The 1,461-nt window shown below is 64.4% G+C and carries 3 protein-coding genes; 1 reads left to right on the top strand and 2 read right to left on the bottom strand.

Features of this window, described 5'->3' with window-relative positions:
* Positions 1 to 251 precede the first annotated feature (251 nt).
* Positions 252 to 428, bottom strand: a complete 177-nt coding sequence (locus EP28_RS14465; RefSeq protein ID WP_196219639.1) for a hypothetical protein — start codon at positions 426 to 428, stop codon at positions 252 to 254.
* Positions 425 to 652, bottom strand: coding sequence for a hypothetical protein (locus EP28_RS11485; RefSeq protein ID WP_049984153.1), 228 nt, complete (start codon positions 650 to 652; stop codon positions 425 to 427). Before EP28_RS11485 ends, EP28_RS14465 begins: the two co-directional genes overlap by 4 nt.
* 184 nt (positions 653 to 836) lie before the next feature.
* On the opposite strand from EP28_RS11485, the gene EP28_RS11480 reads away from it, so the two are divergent.
* On the top strand, positions 837 to 1,370 hold the full coding sequence (locus EP28_RS11480; RefSeq protein WP_230455356.1) for a hypothetical protein: 534 nt from the start codon (positions 837 to 839) through the stop codon (positions 1,368 to 1,370).
* The last annotated feature ends 91 nt before the right edge of the window (positions 1,371 to 1,461 follow it).

Raw genomic sequence — 1,461 nt, 5'->3', positions numbered from 1 at the left:
GAAGGCGTTCCTGGTGGCCGAGTGCGAGCGCGCCGGCCTCGACGAGGTCGCGTTCCGCGCGCGTCGCGGCGACTACGACGCCTAACCAACACACGTGCTTTCTCGCCTGTCCGACGTTGGTTAGCCGCTGGCTCACCGAGACGACGTCGGAGGAAGCCGGTCTTCGGGCTCCGAGGGTAGGGGTAAGCGTACGAGGATCGGGTCGCAGAACGGGAATACCGGGGAGACGGGGCTGTTCGCGGGCTATTCGCTCACGGCGCGGCAGTCGCGCGGTCGGTGTCCCGGCCGGCGAGATCGGGGCGGCCGTGCTCCTGGAGGAGCTGCTCGCGCGAGTGGTAGGTCTGGCCGGCGACCTCGTAGACGGTGTGCGTCGTCCCGCGCTCGGTCCTGATCGTGCGCGCGGTGACGCGGACGTCGTCGAGCGTCACTGGCCCGCCCCCGCGTCGAGTTCGTCCAGGACGTCCTCGGCGTCGGTGAGCGCGGCGCGCAGGTCCTCGACGTCCTCCTGGTCCACGTCACCCGTACCGTGCAGCTGGTCGATCACGTCGCCCGCGAGAACGACGACGCGGTCGCTGGCATCGTCGAGTCGCAGGGCTGGGTCGTCGTGCGGTTCCTCCGGCGGTTTTACGAGAGTGCGGTCTGTAGCTGACATTGCGTCGTCCGACGCAGGGTCGGTGTTGTAGCACCGGCCTCACTTCTGGAGGCGTCCCGCGTCACTACCCACTCTGCCCCCCAGCATGAAAAAAGTATGCATAGCATACTTGCATAACTACTATACTCTTCTGGGCATACTCTGCATACGTAGCATTATGAGCATACAACAAGACTCGGAACGTATGGGCGAAGACACCAGTATCCGAGTGACGGAGGAACTGGCCGACGAGTTGTTCGACCGGAAGAAGCGCGGTGAGACGTACGAGGACGTTATTTGGCGGCTCATCGAGCAGGCGGACGTAGGTGGCGCTGAGCCGGCGAGTGAGACCGAGGAGAGTCGGGAAGACCCAGCGCTTACACCCGCCCCTCAACCCGAGGAAGAGGGGGTAGTAGACGACGACATGGACGTCGAGGCGCTTCTTCGGTCTCTGGACCTCCCGGGCAGCGGGTCGAAGTATGAAGCGCGCGTAGAGACTGTGCTGGCGTTCTACGAGTATCTGCGCGAGCACGCGGGCGAACGCGTGTCGAAGGGAGACCTGGAGGTGCTCGTCGAGGACCGCGACCTCGACGTCGCCTACGCGTCGTTCGGTTCGTTCTGGGGAAACTGGGTGAAGAAGAACGAGTCGCAGGGACGTGGCTTCAACACGCTCACGCAGCTGCCTGGCGTGGAGATGGACGGCGACGATTACATCTACACGAGGGTGAACGATGAGTAGTGAGGCGGATTCGCAGTCTGGCGACTACGTAGACAGTGAGTGGCGGGAAGTCAGACAGGCTGTCCTCGACCGGGACGGCCACGAGTGCCGG

This window comes from Halorubrum sp. BV1 (assembly GCF_000746205.1).
GTDB lineage: Archaea > Halobacteriota > Halobacteria > Halobacteriales > Haloferacaceae > Halorubrum.
The sequence above is the reverse complement of the archived record's forward strand: the minus strand, read 5'-3'. Positions and strand labels throughout refer to the sequence as shown.